The following is an 18,688-nucleotide window of genomic DNA, read 5'->3' as shown; positions in this document are numbered from 1 at the left end:
AAAAACTAAAATGATAAACGTAACCAAGACCTTTTTACCTTCTTTAGAAGAGTATCAAACCTATTTAGAAAAAATATGGAAAAATGCTTGGCTGACTAATCGTGGTGAATTTGTGAAAGAATTGGAAGAAAAGTTATGTACTTACTTAGAAGTGCCTAATCTTTTGTTTGTAAATAATGGAACAATTGCCTTACAAATTGCTATAAAAGCTCTAGACTTAAAAGGCGAAATTATAACTACACCTTTTAGCTATGTGGCTACTACTTCTAGTATTGTTTGGGAAGGGTGTGAGCCTGTTTTTGTAGATATAGATACAAATACGCTTTGTATAGATGCTGATTTAATTGAAAGCGCAATTACAGAAAAAACAACTGGTATTTTGGCTACTCATGTTTATGGTATTCCTTGTGATGTAGAGAAAATAGAAAAAATAGCCAAAAAGCACAATTTAAAAGTAATTTATGATGCAGCACACTGTTTTGGTGTAAATTATAAAGGACAGTCATTATTAAATTATGGAGATATTTCAACTCTTAGTTTTCATGCTACCAAACTTTTTCATACAGGTGAGGGAGGAGGAATAGTAGTAAACAATCAAGAACTATTTCATAAAGTTTTTTATATGCATAATTTTGGTCATAACGGACCAGAAGATTTTTTTGGAGTAGGTATTAATGGCAAGAGTTCGGAAATACATGCAGCATTAGGTTTGTGTGTGTTGCCAAATATGGAAGAAATTATAGCAAAACGAAAAGAAATATCTCTTCTTTATGATGATATTTTGTTGAAAAATTTTTCTTTAAAACGACCTCAGATTCCAAGTGAAACAGAATATAATTATCCTTATTATGCTATTCTATTTGAGTCTGAAAAGAAATTAGAAGAAGTACAAAAAAGACTTAATGATAATGATATATTTCCTAGAAGGTATTTCTATCCTTCTTTGAATACATTAAACTATACCAATTCTTTTTCTTGCCCTGTTTCAGAAGGTATTTCAACTCGTGTCTTGTGTCTGCCTTTGTATTATGATTTGCAATTATCTGATGTAGAAAAAATTGGAAAACTAATTATCTTATGAAACTAGCTATTATGCAACCCTATATATTTCCATATATAGGATATTTTCAACTTATAAATGCAGTAGATAAATTTGTAATTTATGATGATGTAAATTATATAAATAAAGGATGGATAAATAGAAATAAAATATTGGTAAATAATAATGAAACTCTATTTACAATACCTTTGCAGAAGGCAAGCCAAAATAAAAAGATTAGAGAAATAGAGATAAATTATACACAAAAAGGAATAAATAAGTTTATCAAAACAATACAAAACTCGTATTCAAAAGCTCCTAATTATTCAAAAGTAAGTACGTTTATAGAAGATATATTACTACACAAAATGTACAAAAATATTTCTGAGCTAAATACATATTCTATCAAACAAATTTGTAATTATCTAAATATTACTACGCCAATTATAGATTCTTCTAGTATTTATGAAAATGAAGAACTAAAAGCTCAATATCGAATTTTAGATATTTGTAAAAAAGAAAAAGCGACTGTATATATTAATCCAATTGGAGGAAAAGAAATATATGATAAGCCCTTGTTTGAAAAGCAAAACATTGACTTGTTTTTTATAAAATCTGAACCTGTTATTTATTCTCAGTATAAAGAAAATTTTGTTCCTTTTCTATCTATAATTGATATAATGATGTTTAATTCAAAAGAAACAATTCAATATTTTTTATCTAAATATCAACTTTTATGAGTGAAAAAGAGAGTTATCTAAAAATTATAAACCATTATGAAAACTGTTATCAACAACATGGAGATACTAGTAAGGGGATGGATTGGCCTAATTTAGAAGATGCCATACTCAGATATAAAATAATGTTGGAAGTCATTAGGGATAAAAATGCCCAAAATACACTACTTGACTTTGGGTGTGGAACAGGACATTTATATCAATATATACTTGACAATGATATGAAAAACATTGTTTATAGTGGACTTGATATTTCATCAAAGTTTGTTGAAGTTGCTTCTGAAAAATATCCTAAAAACTTATTTTATAATTCAGATATTTTAAAGGAAGGGGAAAAAATACCTAATTTTGATTATATTGTTTGTAATGGTGTTTTTACAGAAAAAAGAGAATTATCATTTGAAGACATGTGGGAGTATTGCCAAAATATGCTCATAGCTTTGCTTGAAAAAGTTGAAAAAGGAATAGCATTCAATGTAATGTCTAAAGCTGTAGATTGGGAAAGATGGGATTTGTTCCATTTACCTATAGATTTATTAGTTGATTTTATGACTAAGAAGTTGTCAAGAAATTTTATTATTCGAAATGACTATGGTTTGTATGAATACACAGTATATTTGTACAAGTAATACTTTAAGAAAATTAGTTTATGAAAAAAGTTATTATCTTTGGCATACAGGACTTTGCAGAGTTAGCACACTATTATCTAACAAATGATAGTGACTACGAAGTCGTCGCTTTTTGTGTAAATGAAGAGTATATGCCTAATGAAAAGAGTTTTAAAGGATTGCCTATTGTCTCCTTCGAAAATTTAGAGGAACATTATTCTCCAAGTCAGTTTAGCTTATTTGCACCTATGGCTCCCAAAAAGATGAATACTATCCGAGAAAAAGTGTATTTAGAGGGAAAAGAAAAAGGTTATTCTTTCATAAGTTACATAAGTTCTAAAGCGACAATTTTTAATTCAAAAATTGGAGAAAATTGTTTTATTTTAGAAAATAATACCATTCAGCCTTTCACAGATATTGGTAATAATGTTATTATGTGGAGTGGTAATCATATTGGTCATCATGGGAAAATTGAAGATAATGTGATGTTTACTTCTCATGTAGTTCTTTCAGGACATTGTGTTGTAGAAAAGAATTGTTTTTTTGGGGTAAATGCAACTATAAGAGACGGGCTGACTTTAGCCAAAGGAAGTTTGATTGCCATGGCAGCTTCTGTTACAAAAAATACAGAGGAATGGAGCATATATGTAGGAAATCCTGCGAAAAAACTAGAGAATAAAAATAGTTTAGATTTGAATATATGAAATGGACAAAACAAGGATTAATTTATCTACCTAATCAGCTTCATGACTGGAATCAAAGCCATGCACAATGCCCTGTTGTATATGCTGTAAATGAAAAAATATGGCGCATTTATTATGCTACACGAAACAAAAAGGGACAGAGTCAAATTAGTTACATAGAAGTAGAAGTTAATAACCCTAAAAATATTATTTATCAACATAATGCTTATCTTTTTGATTTTGGTAAGCTAGGTACATTTGATGATAGTGGCTTAATGCCTTCCTCTATAGTAAAGCAGAAAGATACTGTTTATTTATATTATATTGGTTGGACATTAAAAAAAACAGTACCTTATCACAATTCTGTGGGAGTAGCTATAAGTAAAGATAACGGTAAAAGTTTTGAACGTTTATATGAAGGCTCTATATTACCACCTATACATACAGAACCTTATTTTACAGGAACTTCTCATGTTATTATTGAAGATGATATATGGAAAATGTGGTATCTGTCATGTACTAAATGGGAAATTATCAATAATAAACCCGAACCTTTTTATCATATCAAATATGCCGAATCTTTAGATGGGATTCATTGGAAAAGAGAGGGGGTGGTAGCCATAAATTTCAAAGACCAAACTGAAGGAGGAATAGTAAGTGCTTCTGTTTTGAAGGAAAATGGTATTTATAAGATGTGGTACGGGTATAGGAACAGCAAAGATTATCGAACTACTACTGAAAATACCTATCGTATTGGATATGCAGAATCTCAAGACGGTAAAAATTGGAAACGAATGGATGACAAAGCAGGAATAGAACTTTCAGAGCAGGGCTGGGATTCTCAAATGATTTCTTATCCAAATGTAATCCAAAATCAAGAGAAAAAATATATGTTTTATAATGGCAACGGATTTGGACAAAGTGGATTTGGATATGCAACCCAATAAAAAAAAACGAATACAATGCTTTCTTTACTAAAAAATAATAAATATATTCAATCTATACTGATTTGCATTTCCTATATAATTCTTGTTATTTTATTTTTAGGGAATGAAACAATACAAATAGGGTTGTTTATAGGTTTTCTAATTGTTTTTTCTATGCACTTCATAGTTGCTAGTAGAAAATCTATTGTTAATGCTTTAAATGTTTCTGTATATGCAGAAGTATTTCCTTTGGCTCGTGTACTTTATGCTATTTTATGTCTATTTACAGCAATACAACACTTTACTCTAATTTCGTCAGGTTTAGAGCCTGTCAATTTTCCTCGCTTAGGTTTAGGTTTAGAAACACCTAGTATTTTAGCTTATCTGACAAGTGGAATCTATATTTTAGCACTAATAATGCTTCTTATAGGTAGGTATATTCAACTAGCGTGGATAGTAATATTTATTACTGGGGTTTTTGTTATTCCTTTCTCATTAGAAATTTTTATTAAAAATATTATTAATTTTTACGCTATATTCATACCTGTTTCTTTATGGAAAGGCAAATACGATGAGAATCAAAAACAAGGAAGTGCTGCTGTAGTATTAATGGGACTCTCATTTGCTTTTTTAGTTACAGGTGCTGGTGTATATAAATTGTTAGACCCAGTTTGGCAAGAAGGCTTAGGATTATATTATACTATGAATATCCCATTTTTTCCAAAAGAACATCTATGGTTTGTTTTGGATTATGAATGGCTTATGAGATTTCTAAATTATTTAACTATAGTTGTAGAAACGCTTGCATTGCCGTTATTTTTATTTAGAAAAACAAGATTTTTAGGTGTGCTTATGATAGTTTTCTTAGCATTGTTCCTAACTTATCCCATGGCTGGGATTGGTGTAGTAGGAGGACCTATACTTATTGCTATTTGTCCAATATTTCTTGCTATTTGTCCAGTTTTACATCCTTATTTGAATAAAGGAAAACGATTTTTAGATAAATTAAATACTTTTTTAGATTCCCCTAAATCACATGCTTTTAGTTTTCTGAATAAAGAATATGTTTATCTATTTTTGTTTTGGTGGTCAGTATCAGGAATGGCTTTTTATACATTAAAAAATTTACCAAAGTTTACAACTACCCCTCCTGCTTATAGAACATTTGTTAATACTAAAAGTAAGCACTTGTCAGAGGTAATACCAATGCCAATATATTGGAGGTTACAAATAATAGAAAAAGCGTTAAAATATACACGACCAAATATTTATGCAGAGTTTATTTGGTTACTAGAACTATTTGATTACAATCATCTATTTGGTAGAGTGATTTTTAAAATAGAGTATTTTGATAAAAACAATAAAAAATATGAACCTGTTACATTTTTTGATGATAATGGTGCTGTATCTAGTGGTTATCCATTGATGGCAAATGAAAAGTATATTCTCAGTGCATTCAGAATAATGTGGATTAAACAGAATTGTGGTTTGAGTTCTTACTTTGAAGAAGGTTTTTTGAAAAATTTTTTACCTCTTATTAAATACTGTAAGAATGAAATAGAACAAGATATTGATATTACAAAAGTCATAATACAAATAAAACCGATCCATCAGCCTTACAACTATCAAGGCAACTATAAACCATGGGAAAATGAAGAATGGAAGCCTTTTTTTGAAGTAGATTATCAAAGTAAAAAGCGTACATATCATATAGAAAATTTAGGTAAATACGATTTTAGTAAATTAGAAGTTGATGCTTTTTTAGAAAAAGAATTATTACCTTGTGAAGGGCGAGAGTGGAACTATTCTAAATAGAAATAAAATAAAAAAATATGAACGAATTAATGGTAGCTATTTGGATGGTTACTTATAATCATGAAGCATTTATTGATGAAGCCTTACAAGGAATCATTAACCAAAAAGCAGACTTCCTCTATAAGGTTTTTATAGGGGAAGATTTTTCATCAGACAAAACCAAAGAAATATGTTTAAGGTATCAAAAAGAATATCCTGATAAAGTAGAGTTAATAACTAGAGATAAAAATATTGGTAATATTGCTAATGCTTTAGATATATATAAGATTTGTTTTGAAAGTTCGGCTAAATATATTGCTATGTGTGAAGGCGACGACTATTGGACAGATCCTTATAAACTTCAAAAACAAGTAAATATTTTGGAGGCAAATCCCCAATATTCAGGAAGTTTTCATTATACGCAAGCTATTAGCCAAGAGGATAGTTCTGAGGGTAAGCTATATGGGATTGATTGTCCTAATATATTAAATGCAGAAGATACTATTGCAGCTCAATCTATGTTTCATACCTCTTCATTTGTTTTTCGTAATGCTAATATAGGTCAGCATTTGGATTGGTTATCTAAGTGTAGTGTAGGAGATTTACCACTTTTTTCTTGTGTAGCTAAGTATGGAGATTTAGTGAAAATACCAGAAACAATGAGTGTATATAGAGTACATCAAAATAGCATTACTAATAGCACAAATTATGTAGATAATCGCTGGAGATATCGTTTAGATTTATTAAACCAAATAAATAAACTTTATGGTTATAAATATGATTATAAAGTAAAAAAAATAAAACAAGAAATAAGAAAAAAAGCAACTACCCCATATCTAAAACCACTTAATATCGTTATGAATTCTCCAAACCAAAAATCTGATCCATTTCTCAATCCTCCTTTTACAGAAGAAAATTTAGATAGGTATTATGTCAGAAAATCCATATTAGAAGCACTGACTACATCAGCAACTGAATTTAGTGCTAGGTTTTTAGATGTAGGATGTGGAAAAATGCCTTACAAACAACATATTATCAATAATTCATCTATAAACGACTATATTGGTTTGGACATAGAAAGTGCCCTTCAATATGATGCTGATATAAAAGCAGATTTTACTTGGAACGGAATTACTATGCCTTTTGAAGATGCTAGTTTTGAGTCGTCTATGGCAACAGAAGTATTAGAGCATTGCCCAGAACCAGAAGTTGTGTTAAAAGAAGTGTACAGAGTATTAAAACCTCATGGTATTTTCTTTTTTACTGTGCCTTTTTTATGGACACTCCATGAAGCACCTCATGATGAATATCGTTATACACCTTGGGCTTTGGAAAGACACCTCAAAAATTCAGGTTTTAGTCATGTAGAAATAAAAGCATTAGGAGGTTGGCATGCTAGTTTGGCACAAATGTTAGGTCTTTGGGTCAGAAGAAGTCACTTAAGTCAAAAAAAGAAAAAAATATTTTCTAAACTCTTAAAGCCACTTATCAAACAACTCATAAAAAGAGATATAAGACCTGAAAATTTTGGTGAAGGAACAATGATGACAGGGTTGTATGGAATAGCTGTGAAATAACATGTTGTTCTGTATTGTAAACTGTTTTTCTATTAACTATCATTTTATAAATGCACAAACTACAACCTAAAGTTAGTATCATAACTCCTCTTTTTAATCGTCAAGAATTGATTAAAGAAACACATCAATCAGTAATTTCTCAAACATATAAAAATTGGGAGTGGATTATTGTTGATGATGGTTCCAAAGATAATTCATGGAAAGTAATAAAAAGCTTTGCTCAAAAAGATAATAGGATAAAAATAATAGAAAGAAATAGAATGCCAAAAGGAGCAACTACTTGTAGAAATATTGGATTAGAAACAGCAAAAGGAAAGTATGTTATGTTTTTAGACTCAGATGATTTATTAGTTGATTTTTGTTTAGAGCAAAGAGTAGAATACATGCAAACAGAACACGATAAATATAGTTTTTTAGTATTTCCGATATCTACTTTTAATAAAAAATCTAAAACAGCACAAGAAAGATATATATTTAACTTACCAAGACAAGAAAACGATATAAATAGATTTTTGCAAAAAGATTACCCTTGGCAAACTTCATCATCCTTATTTTTAAGAGAAATTATTCCAAAATGGAACGAAAAGCTTCCTATTTACCAAGATATTGATTTACATATTCATATATTAAGTCTAAGACATAATTATCGTTTTGTATATACCAAACCTGATGTTTTGTTAAGAGATGATGTTTTGGAAGATCGAATATCTAGCCAAAGTAATTTTAGTTTGAAAGTGTTATATGCTAAAAGAGACTTGTTACAAGATATTTGGAAGTATATAAAAGAAAATAATAAAGATAGTAAAGAAGTTAAACAAGACTTTTCTATATTTGCTGATAACTTTATGATAAATATGCTACAATCAAATAATACAGATATTTTTTATCGTTTAGTCTATAGTTTATGGCGTGAAGAATTTTATACTACAAGAGAGGCTTTCAAAAAAATTGCGATATTGCCTGTAATTGACAATGCTTTGCATTATACTCCTTTGCCTTTACCTCTACGGTTTGTTCGTAAGTTTTTAAACTGGCAAAAAGTGGATTTGAATTATCATAGACTTAGAGATAATACAGCAACCATAGGAACTGTTTTAGAGAAAGAATATATAGCAAGTTTGAAGTAGTAACATAATTTTTTAGTAGTTAAAAATAATATAAAAAAATAGTTTATAATGAATATTGCTATCTTATCTCCAAACAAAAAAGCTATTAGTGAAACATTTATTCAAAATCATAAAGAAAACTTAAAAGGAAATATTTCTTATTTTTATGGAGGAGCAATTCCTAATTTTGTAGATGATGAATATGCTTTAACTAACTTTGAGACAAAACCATCATTTACTGATAGAATAAAAAGACTATTACCTGCATTTTTATATGACAGAATTCCAAAAAGGAAATATAATCCAAAAGGTTTTTTTGCTAATGCTCTAAAAGAAAAAAAAATAGAAGTAGTATTGGCTGAATTTGGAACAACAGCTGCAGAAATATATCCTATTTGTAGGCAGCTTGATATTCCTTTAGTAATATTTTTCTTTGGTTTTGATGTTTTTAGATATAAAGAACAAGAATATCATGAAGAGAATTATAAAAAAATGTTTCAATATGCTTCTACATCTTTAGTGGTTTCTAAAAGTATGATTCCTGTACTCAAAAAATTTGGTGCAGATGAGAACAAAATAATTTATAATCCAGCTTCTGCACACGAAGATTTTTTTAAACTTAAACCCGCTTTTGAAGAAAATAATTTTATTTCTATCACTCGTTTTGTAGATAAAAAAGCTCCTTATTATGTTATTTTAGCTTTTGCAGAGGCTTTAAAAAAAATGCCAAATACTAAGCTGAATATTATAGGAGATGGGTTTTTAAAAGAAACGTGTGAAAATCTAGTAAATTACTTAGAGATACAAGACAAAGTGATTTTTCATGGTGCAGTAGAAAGAAGTACCTACATGAAACTCATGGAAAATTCAATAGCGTATGTGCAACATTCTATACAAGCTAAGTCAGGTGATAGTGAAGGAACTCCTGTGGCTATTATGGAAGCGCAATCAGCTGGTTTACCTGTGGTTTCTACTTATCATTCTGGAATTCCTGAAATTGTAATCCATGAACAAACAGGATTTCTGACAGAAGAACATAATGTAAAACAGATGACAAAACACCTCCTAGAAATTTTGAAAGACAAAGACAAAGCAAAGCAAATGGGAGAAGCTGGCAAGACTAGAATAAAAGAAAATTTCTCTAATGAGAAACATATAGATATATTACAGACTGCTTTAGAGAAAGCCATCAAACAGAAAAACTCATGAGTAAGAAAAAAGTTCTCATTATAGGCTATGGATTTGTAGGACAAAATATATATATAAAATTAAATAAAGATTTATTTGATGTTACTGTTTTGTCGCCTCATGTGGAAGAAAAGCCCGAAAAAGGTTTTCTTAGAGCTAAATTACAAGACATTCCTGCTCTGAAAGACTTTAATTTAGATAATACTATCATCATTCATACTGCTCATGTAGGCTATCCATTACACGACCAAGACACACTTTACAGAGAAGTAGAAGAAAACCTCAATCCTTTTCTTTTATTACTTGACACTATTAAAGACAAAGAAAATTGTAGAGTTATTTATATTTCGTCTGGAGGAGCTGTCTATGGGAAACCTCAACACTTACCTGTTACAGAAAAACATATATTACAACCTATTTCTTTTTATGGCTTGTGCAAAAAATACATGGAAGAAGCTCTATATTTATATTCCCTGCAATACAATTTAGAATATGATATTATTCGCCCTTCTAATATTTACGATTTTAATTGGAAGACAGGTAAAAAACAAGGTCTTATTAGTGCATTAGTAAAATCAGTAGAAGAAAAAACGCCTTTTTACCTATGGGGAGATGGAAATGCAAAAAAAGATTATATTCATGTGGACTGTTTTTCTACTATCTTAGCTAAAATAGTTAATCTCAAAGCTAGTAATACTACTTTTAATGTAAGTACAAACAAAAGTTACAGTACAAAAGAAATAATAAGCATTGTAGAAGAAAAATACAGTCAAAAAATAAATTTAGTACAAAAAGAGGGAAAGAACCAAGATATTTCTGAAATACGTTTAGATAATACAAAACTTAAAAAATATATAGCATGGAATCCAAGAACTGATATATATTAATTACATAAGTAAAGTTCTTTTGTCAAAAACTAATTTATATTTAATAGTCAAACAATTTAGTCAAATGTTACAGAACCTTTATATAAAACTTGTTCCACAAACTCTAAGAAGTAAAATATATCAATGGAGAAATCCAAAGCTAAATACTCAACAAATGAATAATTGCCCATTGTGTGAAAGCAAGGAGATTCAATTTGGAGATTATGGAAGACCACCACGAAAAAATGTAAGATGCCCTAAGTGTGGTTCATTAGAGAGAAATAGGGCTTTATGGTTTTTTTTAAACGAAAAAACAAATATTTTTACTAAACAAATTACATTATTACATATAGCTCCAGAAGAAATATTTTTTAATAAACTGAAGCAACAGCAAAACCTAAATTATATTTATGGAGATAAGTTTGAGAAAGGCTATGAAAAAGCATATCCAGAAGGAACTGTTTCGTTAGATATAACTGATTTAAAAGACTTTGAAGATAATTCTATTGATGCTGTTATATGTAGTCATGTATTAGAACATGTACCAGAAGATAATAAAGCTATGAAAGAATTTTTGAGAGTATTAAAACCAAATGGATGGGCAATTCTGTTAGTTCCTATCGATTATACTAGAGAAACAACCTATGAAGATTGGAGTATTACATCAGAGGAAGATAGAAAGAAGCACTTTGGACAAGAAGACCACGTACGTTGGTATGGAAGAGACTATCCAAAAAAATTAGAAGAAGCAGGTTTTGAAGTTACTATTTATGATACAGAAAAAGAAGTGTCAGGAGAAATACAAGAAAAATATAGACTTGCAAATGAAAAAATATATTTTTGTGTAAAATCTAACTAATGAATCCTCTAGTATCTATTATAACTCCGTTATTTAATCGCCAAGAACTTATCAAGGCAACAGCTAAATCTGTCTTAGAACAAGAATATCAAAACTGGGAATGGATTATTGTTGATGATGGCTCAACAGATAATTCTGTGCAAGTGGTTAAAGAATATCAACAAAATGACGAAAGAATAAAAATTTATCAAAGAAAAAGATTGCCTAAAGGAGCTTCTACTTGCAGAAATATAGGAGTAGGGAAGGCTAAAGGAAAATATTTGATGTTCTTAGACTCAGATGATTGTTTATTGCCTCATTGTTTGAAACAGCGTGTTGATGCAGCTATTAAGAGTCCAAATATGGATTTTTGGGTGTTTCAAAACTTACTCAAAGATGAGTCAGATACTACTTCTATGAAGCTGTGGAACGTAGTTACAGAAGAAGAAACACTTACTCGTTTTTTAAAACATGATGCTCTGTGGTGTATATGTAACCCTATGTATGAAAGAGAATTTATTACAAAATATTCTTTCGACGAGAGTTTACCTTCTTGGCAAGATTATGAATTACATATTAGGATTTTATTAGACAACCCAAATTTTGAGGTATTCTATCATTTGCCTCCAGACATAATTATTTTTACTCATACAGAGAAAGACCGAATTAGTATAAAATTGAAAAGTATGAAGCACTTAAACATTCATACAAAAGTATTAGAGGGTTTTTGGAATACTTTACTTAAAACTAAACAACACGAAAAATATCAGAGTATTTTTCTAAAACGTTTTTTCGTACAAGCAGAATATCTTTGGGATGTCATAGAAAATCGTTCAGAAGCCAAAAAAACGCTCACTATAATCAAAAAGTATAATCTGACTTCAGATTTTACATACAAAAGAATACAACTTTATTATACATTGAAATATTGGGTACATTTTGGTAAAATGACTGCTTTGATGAGAGATATTTTGCGAAAATTTACCTTTAAGAAAGTTTTACCTAAAGAATTACAACAGAGATTTCCTATTTTACTTGGTAAAATAGACTATAATCCAAAAGATTATCCACAAACATAATTTGGTATGCTTCCCTACGAAAACCTAAACCAATCCAACCAATCTTTTTTCAAAGAATATCAAAAGAAATTTAATCAACTTTTAGAAAAAGGATATTTTATTTTAGGTAATGAAGTAGCCGAGTTTGAAAAAGAGTTTGCTACTTACTGTCAAACTAATTATTGTATTGGAGTAGGAAATGGATTAGATGCACTTACAATTATCTTAAAAGCACTTTCAGAAAAGTATTTTTTTCATGAAAAAACAGAAATAATTGTTCCTTCTAACACTTATATCGCCACTATTTTAGCGATTCTTCAAAATGGCTTCAAACCTATTTTGGTAGAACCAATTATCGAAACCTATAATATTGACCCAGTAGAAATTGAAAAAGCAATAACTCCGAAAACCAAAGTGATAATGGTAACGCATCTGTACGGAAAAGTTTGTCAGATGGATAAAATTGAGGAAATTGCCAAGAAACATAACTTATTGATTGTAGAAGATGCAGCACAAGCACACGGTGCAACTTTTAACGATCAAAAGGCAGGAAGCTTTGGAATTGCAAATGGATTTAGTTTTTATCCAACCAAAAATTTGGGAGCTTTAGGAGATGGTGGTGGAATTGCTACAAATGATTCAGATCTTGATAAAAGTATTCGTTCTCTTCGAAATTATGGCTCAAAGCAAAAGTATTATAATGAAAAAATTGGCTTTAATTCTCGTTTAGATGAACTTCAAGCAGCTTTTTTACGCATCAAACTTGACAAATTAGATGAGATAAATAATCATAAACGAAAACTAGCCAAAATTTATTTAGAAAATCTAAAATCTGATTTTATTCTTCCAGTTGTAGAACAGAATTATTACGATGTTTATCATATCTTTGCTGTCCGTCATGAAAAAAGAAATGAATTGAAAGAATTTTTATTAAAAAATGAAATTCAAACAGAAATTCATTACCCAGTTCCACCTGCCGAACAAAAAGCACTAAAAGGAATTTTAGATAAAACTCATTTTCCAATCGCCAAAAAAATTCATCAAACTATCCTTAGTCTTCCTATTTCCTATTTTCATACAGAAAAAGACGTTTTGAGAGTTGTTGAGGTGATGAATAAATTCTAAACAAATAAAAAATAATTCCTTCAAACTTTATTTCTTGTGTTTCTTAGTATCTTAGTGTTAAAATGTATTTAAAAAACTAAGCCATTGAAAAAAATCCTTATTCTTCGTTTTTCTTCTATTGGAGATATTGTCTTAACTACACCTGTTATTCGCTGCTTAAAAATGCAGTTTTCTTCTCTTCATAATGAGGAGTTAGAACTGCACTATGCTACAAAAGCTAGTTTTGGAATGGTTTTGAAGAATAATCCTTATTTAGATAAAATTCATTTACTTCAAAAAGAACAAACGATTTCTGATTTTATTTCTAGTTTGAAAAAAGAAAATTTTGATATAATTGTTGATTTACACAAAAACCTAAGAACTAGTATTATAAAGCTTAGGTTAAGTGCTAAATCCTATACTTTCAAAAAGCTCAATGTTGAAAAGTGGATATACGTCAATCTCAAAAAAAATAAAATGCCTAATATTCATATTGTAGAAAGATATATGAATACAATCAAACCTTTAGGTATTACGTTAGAAGAAGACGAGAAACAAAATGATAGAAATAAAGAAGCCGTAGGATTAGATTATTTTTTAGGCGAGGAAGACCATTTTGAATTAAACTGGTTACCAAAATCACATCAAAAAGGATATATTGCCTTTGCTATTGGAGGAGCGCATAACACCAAAAAACTACCTTTAAAGAGGATGATTGAGCTTTGTGATAAAATAAACAAACCTATTATTTTATTAGGAGGAAAAGAAGATGCCGAAAATGGACAAGCTATTTTTGACTTTTTTGAAAAAAATAGAGATACCTTCGAATCACAAGAAGCCATTGAAAAGCTAGGAAAAAAAACACGTATTTTTGATGCCTGTGGCAAACTTACTCTAGGGCAGTCAGCCTCTTTACTCAAACAATCAACAGTAGTTTTTTCGCACGATACTGGGTTAATGCATATTGCAGCAGCTTTTAAGAAAAAAATATACTCTATTTGGGGAAATACTACACCTTCTTTGGGTATGTATCCTTACAAAACACAATTTGTAATTTTTGAAAATAACAAAATTGATTGTCGCCCTTGTTCAAAAATTGGCTTTAATGCCTGTCCTAAAGGTCATTTTAAGTGTATGAATGATATAATATTCGATTTTTGGATTCCATAAAAGTTATTGATTTTTTTAATAAAAAGACAATTTTGTAATTTAAAATTACTTATTTTTACATTTTTGTTTTTGCTCCGATTCAAAGCAAATTGAGTTAGTAACAGCAAAAAGTAAAAGCTTCTAAGAAAATTTAAAATAGCTAAAATAGATTAAAATAGATAATAAAATAAAATTATGATGAACGAATTAATTTCTAGCTTTCCTCAACAGTTAGAAGATGCTTATTCAGATTTTCAAAAACTTTCACTTTCTTCGTTTGATAAGACAGATAGAAAAATAACTAATATAGTAGTCGTAGGCTTGGGAGGTTCTGGAATCGGAGGGAATTTAGTACAAACACTTACTCGTAGTTTATTAAACATACCTTACCAAGTTTGTAAAACATATAATTTACCAAGTTATATCAACGAAAATACACTTTTTATTGCTTCATCATTTTCTGGAAATACAGAAGAAACCTTAGCTTCTTTAGAAGAAGCACAGAGAAAAGGAGCATATATAGCTTGTATTACTTCAGGTGGAAAAGTAGAAAAAATTGCAAATCAAAAGGGGTTTGATTTAGTTCCTTTGAAGGCATTAGCTGCTTGTCCAAGAGCTCACTTGGCATACTCTGCCACCTCTTTATTATTGCTTTTAAATCATTATGGACTGGTAGAAATAGATTTTGAAAAAGAAATACAAGAAACTGTTGCTAGTTTGAATACTAATAATGAAGAAATAAAAACAGAAGCAAAACAATTAGCAGTCTCTTTGAAGGATAAGTTTCCAATTTTATATGCAGATGCAATTTTAGAACCTATGCTTATTCGTTTTCAACAACAAATTAACGAAAATGCAAAGCAACTTTGTCATGTGGCTGTTTTTCCAGAAATGAATCATAATGAACTAGTAGGTTGGCACATGCCAAAAGAAATCTTATCAAAGACACATATTCTACTTTTCCATTCAGACTACGACCACGAAAGAGTAAGCAGAAGAATGGAAATTTGTGAAACTATTTTTAATAAGCATACAGATTCTATTACCCATATTTCAGCAAAAGGAAACTCATTTTTAGAACAAATATTTTATTTAATCTATCTTACAGATTGGGTATCCTATTATTTAGCAGAAGAAAACGGAGTAGATCCTTTTCCAGTAGAAGTAATTAATTATTTAAAATCTTCTCTACAAGAATAAGTATAATTATCAAATCATTATTGATAGTTTTATTTGAAAATTAATGACGGTTAAATTTATTACTAATGCAAATTGTTTCACTCGAACATTTAGGAACGCTATCTTATCAAAAAGCGTGGGATTATCAACAAGAAGTTTTTGATAGAATTTTTGATGTAAAAAAACAAAACAGAAGCTTAGAACAAAAGAACGAACAACTTCCAACACCTAATTACCTTCTTTTCTGTGAGCATAACCCTGTCTTTACGATGGGAAAGGCTGGTTCGATAGATAATCTTTTACTTTCCAAAGAAGAATTAAATCAAAAAGGAATTGAATATTTTGAAATAAATAGAGGTGGAGATGTTACTTTTCACGGTTTAGAGCAACTGGTAGGTTATCCTATTTTGGATTTGATGAACTTCAAACAAGATTTGCATTGGTACTTTAGGGAGTTAGAAGAAGTAATTATTCAAACAATGCAAACTTATGATTTAGATGCTGGAAGAGTAGAAGGACTAACAGGTGTTTGGATAGACCCAACATCAGAAAACCCAAGAAAAATTTGTGCTATCGGAATTCGTGCGAGTAGATGGATAACGATGCATGGCTTTGCGCTCAATGTAAATACAGATTTATCATATTTTGATTTAATAATTCCGTGTGGAATAAAAGACAAAGGCGTAACTTCACTAGAAAAAGAATTAGGAAAAAAAATAGAAATGAAAGAAGTAGAACAGCGAGTAAAAGAACAGTTTGAAGAAAGATTTAACGTGAAAATTGTTTAGAACTGAAAGTCAGTGAAGCTAATTACGAATTTTTCTCATTAAAAAGCCTTATTTTATACTAAAACGAATTGAAACGCAGTTTCTCACTAATCACTAATCACTAATCACTAATCACTAATCACTAATCACTAATCACTAATCACTAATCACTAATCACTAATCACTAATCACTAATCACTAATCACTAATCACTAATCACTAATCACTAATCACTAATCACTAATCACTTGATTTTACTCCTAGATAATTTTGATTCTTTTACTTATAATTTATGGGATTATGTGCAGCATTTGGGAGTAGAATGTAAAGTATTTAGAAATGATACTTCTTTAAAAGAGCTTCAAAAATATAATTTTACAGGAGTTATACTTTCCCCTGGATTTGGAAAGCCTCAAGATGCAGGTGTTATGATGGAAGTAATTGATTATTATCATCAAAAGTTACCTATTTTGGGAGTTTGTTTAGGACATCAAGCATTAGGTATTTATTTTGGAGCAAAGCTAATTTATGCAGAAAAACCAATGCATGGTAAAGTTTCAAAAATTGAATGTAAAGTAGATTCCAAAACGGATTTACTTTTTCAAAATATGCCTTCAAAAATAGAAGTTGTTCACTATCATTCCCTACTCATAGACTTAGAAAAACATACACCATTATTATATCCAACAGCTTACACAGAAAAAGGAGAGTTAATGGCATTTTCTCATATAACACTTCCCATAAAAGCAATTCAATTTCATCCAGAAGCTGCTTTGACAGAATACGGTTTGCAAATGTTAGAAAATTGGCTTTCTTTGACTAAAACTAAAAGAATAATCAAAGAAAAAATGAGTGCAAAATGAAATATTTAATTGATAAAGTAAATCAAGAAGAAGCCAAACGGATTTATGAAATAATAGATTTTTTTGAAAATAATCCTACCATTACAAGAGAAAATGTTGATATTTCTCATAAAATGCTAATTGAATTTAATGGTTTGATACGGAAGTATGATAATCATACATCTAAATATTCACTTGTGAGCCATGTTATGCTTTCTGTTTATCAACAAAAATGGGATAGCGATGCTTTATGCTCTTACCCAGCTAAACGAAATGAATATTTTGTCATTTACATGAAACATAGTGCATTTGGAGAAAATCACGAACAGATAATTCAATTAGAAAAAGCAAGGAAAGACGAATTACAATACAGAAAATTTGGCTCTCCTTTATCCAGAATAGTAAGAAAAATCAAATCATTATTCAAAAAATAAAAACTGCATTCAACTGATAGCTGTTTACTGATAACTGTTTGTCAAAAGTTGCTCATAAAACCCACCAATTCCTAATTCTCTATCTACTAAATGAATTTCTAGTATAAAATTTCTAATATTTCCGTCTTTGTCTTTGCTCAACATAGAAGAATGATTTTCTGGATGGATATAAAGTGTCTTATCTTCTTGTTCTAGTTTTTCGTGTGGAAATTGCCCAACAATATGCCCAGCTATTTCTCCTCCAAACTCCCAACCAGCAGCATTTGCCATTTCAGTTGCCTTTTGATAAAGCTCTGCGCCTGTGATTTCATTTCCTTTTTCTACTTGCTCTAAATACCAGTTTCTGCACTCATCCCAAATATTTTCTACATCATTTTTGAGTTTGAGTTTCTTCGGATTATTTCCAATTACGTATGTTCTGCCCAAATCAGCTTCCCATTCTTGAAAAATAGGACCTAAGTCCAAAAACAAAATATCATCTTCTTGTAATCTCAACAAAGGTGGGTTTTCATAGTAAGGCAATAGCGTATTTATTCCTGCCCTCACGATACGTGTATGCCAATGGCGAGTAGTGCCAAACATCTCATTTGCTAACTCATAAATTTCTTGACTTAGCTCTTCTTCTGACTTTCCTGTTTTTATTAGTTTTCGTTTTTCTATCTCAGAGAATAATTGAATCGCTTTCTTTTCAGCTTCAATGAGTGATTCTAATGGCGTTTTAGATATATTTTGAGTAGGAATAGACATAAAATGAAGGTGTTTTTTGAAATAAAAATGAATTTCTTTTTCTATT

The 18,688-nt window shown here is 29.7% G+C and carries 19 protein-coding genes; 18 read left to right on the top strand and 1 reads right to left on the bottom strand.

The genetic code is table 11. From position 1 onward, the window contains the following. Window positions 1–10 precede the first annotated feature (10 nt). From WAF17_RS04115 to WAF17_RS04030, 18 genes are all read left to right on the top strand, one after another. Window positions 11–1,081, top strand: coding sequence for a DegT/DnrJ/EryC1/StrS family aminotransferase (locus tag WAF17_RS04115; protein WP_338766592.1), 1,071 nt, complete (start codon window positions 11–13; stop codon window positions 1,079–1,081). Then, on the top strand, window positions 1,078–1,779 hold the full coding sequence (locus WAF17_RS04110) for a WbqC family protein (RefSeq protein ID WP_338766589.1): 702 nt from the start codon (window positions 1,078–1,080) through the stop codon (window positions 1,777–1,779). Before WAF17_RS04115 ends, WAF17_RS04110 begins: the two co-directional genes overlap by 4 nt. Beyond that, window positions 1,776–2,405, top strand: a complete 630-nt coding sequence (locus WAF17_RS04105) for a class I SAM-dependent methyltransferase (protein WP_338766586.1) — start codon at window positions 1,776–1,778, stop codon at window positions 2,403–2,405. Before WAF17_RS04110 ends, WAF17_RS04105 begins: the two co-directional genes overlap by 4 nt. A gap of 20 nt (window positions 2,406–2,425) precedes the next feature. Then, entirely contained in the window at window positions 2,426–3,088 is a 663-nt protein-coding gene (locus WAF17_RS04100) for an acetyltransferase (protein ID WP_338766584.1), read from the top strand. Next, entirely contained in the window at window positions 3,085–4,014 is a 930-nt protein-coding gene (locus WAF17_RS04095) for a hypothetical protein (RefSeq protein ID WP_338766581.1), read from the top strand. The genes WAF17_RS04100 and WAF17_RS04095 overlap by 4 nt, the downstream gene beginning before the upstream one ends. Window positions 4,015–4,167: 153 nt before the next feature. Then, the gene (locus tag WAF17_RS04090; RefSeq protein WP_338766579.1) at window positions 4,168–5,808 is read left to right on the top strand and encodes a hypothetical protein; all 1,641 of its coding nucleotides are present in this window, start codon (window positions 4,168–4,170) and stop codon (window positions 5,806–5,808) included. 17 nt (window positions 5,809–5,825) lie between these two features. Next, window positions 5,826–7,364 (top strand): glycosyltransferase, encoded by a 1,539-nt coding sequence (locus WAF17_RS04085; protein ID WP_338766576.1) that lies wholly within the window; start codon window positions 5,826–5,828, stop codon window positions 7,362–7,364. A 50-nt stretch (window positions 7,365–7,414) separates the two neighbouring features. Then, window positions 7,415–8,491 (top strand): glycosyltransferase family 2 protein, encoded by a 1,077-nt coding sequence (locus WAF17_RS04080; protein ID WP_338766572.1) that lies wholly within the window; start codon window positions 7,415–7,417, stop codon window positions 8,489–8,491. Between the two features lie 48 nt (window positions 8,492–8,539). Beyond that, on the top strand, window positions 8,540–9,679 hold the full coding sequence (locus WAF17_RS04075) for a glycosyltransferase (RefSeq protein WP_338766569.1): 1,140 nt from the start codon (window positions 8,540–8,542) through the stop codon (window positions 9,677–9,679). Then, on the top strand, window positions 9,676–10,545 hold the full coding sequence (locus tag WAF17_RS04070) for an NAD-dependent epimerase/dehydratase family protein (protein ID WP_338766567.1): 870 nt from the start codon (window positions 9,676–9,678) through the stop codon (window positions 10,543–10,545). Before WAF17_RS04075 ends, WAF17_RS04070 begins: the two co-directional genes overlap by 4 nt. A gap of 64 nt (window positions 10,546–10,609) precedes the next feature. After that, complete coding sequence (locus WAF17_RS04065; RefSeq protein WP_338766565.1) at window positions 10,610–11,383, top strand: methyltransferase domain-containing protein; 774 nt, start codon at window positions 10,610–10,612, stop codon at window positions 11,381–11,383. Continuing rightward, window positions 11,383–12,441, top strand: coding sequence for a glycosyltransferase (locus WAF17_RS04060; protein ID WP_338766563.1), 1,059 nt, complete (start codon window positions 11,383–11,385; stop codon window positions 12,439–12,441). The genes WAF17_RS04065 and WAF17_RS04060 overlap by 1 nt, the downstream gene beginning before the upstream one ends. Before the next feature lie 6 nt (window positions 12,442–12,447). Then, window positions 12,448–13,545, top strand: coding sequence for a DegT/DnrJ/EryC1/StrS family aminotransferase (locus WAF17_RS04055; RefSeq protein WP_338766560.1), 1,098 nt, complete (start codon window positions 12,448–12,450; stop codon window positions 13,543–13,545). An 84-nt stretch (window positions 13,546–13,629) separates the two neighbouring features. Then, entirely contained in the window at window positions 13,630–14,694 is a 1,065-nt protein-coding gene (locus WAF17_RS04050; protein ID WP_338766558.1) for a glycosyltransferase family 9 protein, read from the top strand. Between the two features lie 174 nt (window positions 14,695–14,868). Then, window positions 14,869–15,873 carry a bifunctional phosphoglucose/phosphomannose isomerase gene (locus WAF17_RS04045; protein WP_338766556.1) on the top strand — a complete coding sequence of 335 codons (1,005 nt, stop codon included), beginning with the start codon at window positions 14,869–14,871 and terminating at the stop codon, window positions 15,871–15,873. 65 nt (window positions 15,874–15,938) lie between these two features. After that, window positions 15,939–16,640, top strand: coding sequence for a lipoyl(octanoyl) transferase LipB (lipB, locus tag WAF17_RS04040; protein ID WP_338766554.1), 702 nt, complete (start codon window positions 15,939–15,941; stop codon window positions 16,638–16,640). 227 nt (window positions 16,641–16,867) lie between these two features. Then, window positions 16,868–17,482 (top strand): aminodeoxychorismate/anthranilate synthase component II, encoded by a 615-nt coding sequence (locus WAF17_RS04035; protein WP_338766551.1) that lies wholly within the window; start codon window positions 16,868–16,870, stop codon window positions 17,480–17,482. Continuing rightward, window positions 17,479–17,895, top strand: a complete 417-nt coding sequence (locus tag WAF17_RS04030) for a hypothetical protein (RefSeq protein ID WP_338766548.1) — start codon at window positions 17,479–17,481, stop codon at window positions 17,893–17,895. The genes WAF17_RS04035 and WAF17_RS04030 overlap by 4 nt, the downstream gene beginning before the upstream one ends. Before the next feature lie 24 nt (window positions 17,896–17,919). Here the strand turns inward: WAF17_RS04030 and WAF17_RS04025 are convergent, their stop codons facing one another. Further along, window positions 17,920–18,642 carry a M24 family metallopeptidase gene (locus WAF17_RS04025; protein WP_338766545.1) on the bottom strand — a complete coding sequence of 241 codons (723 nt, stop codon included), beginning with the start codon at window positions 18,640–18,642 and terminating at the stop codon, window positions 17,920–17,922. Between the last annotated feature and the right edge of the window lie 46 nt (window positions 18,643–18,688).

This window comes from Bernardetia sp. ABR2-2B (assembly GCF_037126435.1).
GTDB lineage: Bacteria > Bacteroidota > Bacteroidia > Cytophagales > Bernardetiaceae > Bernardetia.
This window is presented reverse-complemented; position numbering and strand designations above follow the sequence as displayed.